This is a genomic window from Actinospica durhamensis (assembly GCF_018139695.1).
GTDB classification, from domain to species: Bacteria; Actinomycetota; Actinomycetes; order Streptomycetales; family Catenulisporaceae; genus Actinospica; species Actinospica durhamensis.
Genome location: NZ_JAGSOG010000548.1, coordinates 1 through 1673, shown reverse-complemented (window position 1 = coordinate 1673; position 1673 = coordinate 1). Strand labels below are relative to the sequence as shown.

1 protein-coding gene and 1 pseudogene are annotated in these 1673 nt (G+C 65.8%); both read left to right on the top strand.

The genetic code is table 11. From position 1 onward, the window contains the following. Nucleotides 1-181, top strand: a pseudogene (locus KDL01_RS40910) (glutamine synthetase); the annotation flags it as partial. 402 nt (nucleotides 182-583) lie between these two features. After that, nucleotides 584-1585, top strand: coding sequence for an RNA polymerase sigma factor (locus tag KDL01_RS40905; RefSeq protein ID WP_212534107.1), 1002 nt, complete (start codon nucleotides 584-586; stop codon nucleotides 1583-1585). Nucleotides 1586-1673: the final 88 nt, after the last annotated feature.

Below are 1673 nucleotides of genomic sequence, written 5' to 3'. Positions count from 1 at the left end.
CCCCGGCTCCCTCCCCGCCGTCCTCGCCGCCCTCGAAGAGGACCACGACTACCTCACCGCCGGCGGCGTCTTCACCCCGGACCTCATCGAGACCTGGATCGCCTACAAGCAGAGCGCCGAGATCGACCCCATCCGCCTGCGCCCGCACCCGCACGAGTTCGAGCTCTACTACGACCTGTAGAGATCTGAGCACGGCGGTCGGCCCGGCACCCATCGATGGGTGCCGGGCCGACCGCCGTCGCGTTGTGCACGCATACTGCTTCAGCCAGGGATGATGCACACTCAGAAAAAATCTTCGGAGAGGCGGTAAAGAAAACCCGGAGCCTCAGCCACGTACACGAAGGAAGCTCGTCACAGCCTGGGCTGGACGACGCGAACTTCGTGGAAGGAAACGACTCCGTGGACAACGAGGCTGTAACGGCTGTGGTGGCGGTCTTGGCAGCGCCAGGCGTACAAAGACTGCTGGAGGCCTTCGCGGCGCGCATCGCACCGCACGGGAGGGACTATCGGCCTGCTCGGGGGAACGAGAACGTGACCGACGGGGAGATGCGGGACCGGAATGGGCGTTGAGTGGGAGCGCCCCGTGACGGACGGGGAGGTCGCCGGGCAGCCGTCTGAATCGCTGCCGGAGGCGGAACTGGTCGAGTCACCGCTGCAAGGGGACGGCGAGCGAGTCTGGAAGAACCATCAGGAGCTGTTCGAGGCGGAGAACCCTGCTTTGCTGCGCGCCACCCGCCGGATGCTCCAGGCATACGATCTGCCCTCGCACCTCGCCGAAGACCTGGTCCAAGAGGCCTGGGCCGACCTGATCGCGAACTGGGACAGCGTACGCCTGCCGATAGCCTGGATATACACGGTCGTGCGCAGGAAGGTCCACCGCGAGATGCAGCGGCCTGCGATCTGGTCCAGCGACGGGGACCTGGAGACCGCCGAGATCAACGCCGAATGGACCTCCCTGCAGCACCCCGCCGTCGATGCCCACGATGCCTACGCCCTGAGTAGAGCGCTGGAAGCAGTAGACGACCTGCCCGAACGACAGCGCACCGCACTGTTGTTGTTCGGCCTTTCGGACAGGTCGGAGGCCGAGGTCGCCGCAATAATGGGAATTTCGCGCGGGACCGTGGGCGCCACGGTTCACAAGGCGCGGAACAACCTGCGCGCCCGTCTCGGGAAATTCGGCACCTTCGGCTTCGTAGCGGCCATGCTCGCCCGCGGCCGCGCGATCCTGGGGAAGCGTAAACCGGACTTCAGCGGTCCGGATCGGCCCGGCACCAGCCGAAACGCTGCCCCCGAGCGCGGGGAGGCCGCAATGGCCGCTCTGCGTCGCAAGGCTCGCCAATACAACGAAAGAACGTACGCCCAGCACGCCGTGGACCATCTTTACAACGAAGGAGATCCACTCTGGGCCTACTTCGTCGAGATCCTCGAAAGACCGCTTCCGGATGACATGCCCGAGGCTGATCGCCGACTCTTTGCCGACATGGAGATATCGCAGGCCAGAAACTGCCCTCGTTGCAGAGCCAAACTGCCTGAGTACTTGGCACGCCACTTCCCGGGCCTCGGCTATGAGCGCGGCATATGGTGACGGATGCGGGCAGAGAACGGCGCAGGCCACCGACCGCAGGCCGCCGACGCTGACCCAGCCTGCTGGAAAGCCGTGCGCAGGGCGGGCG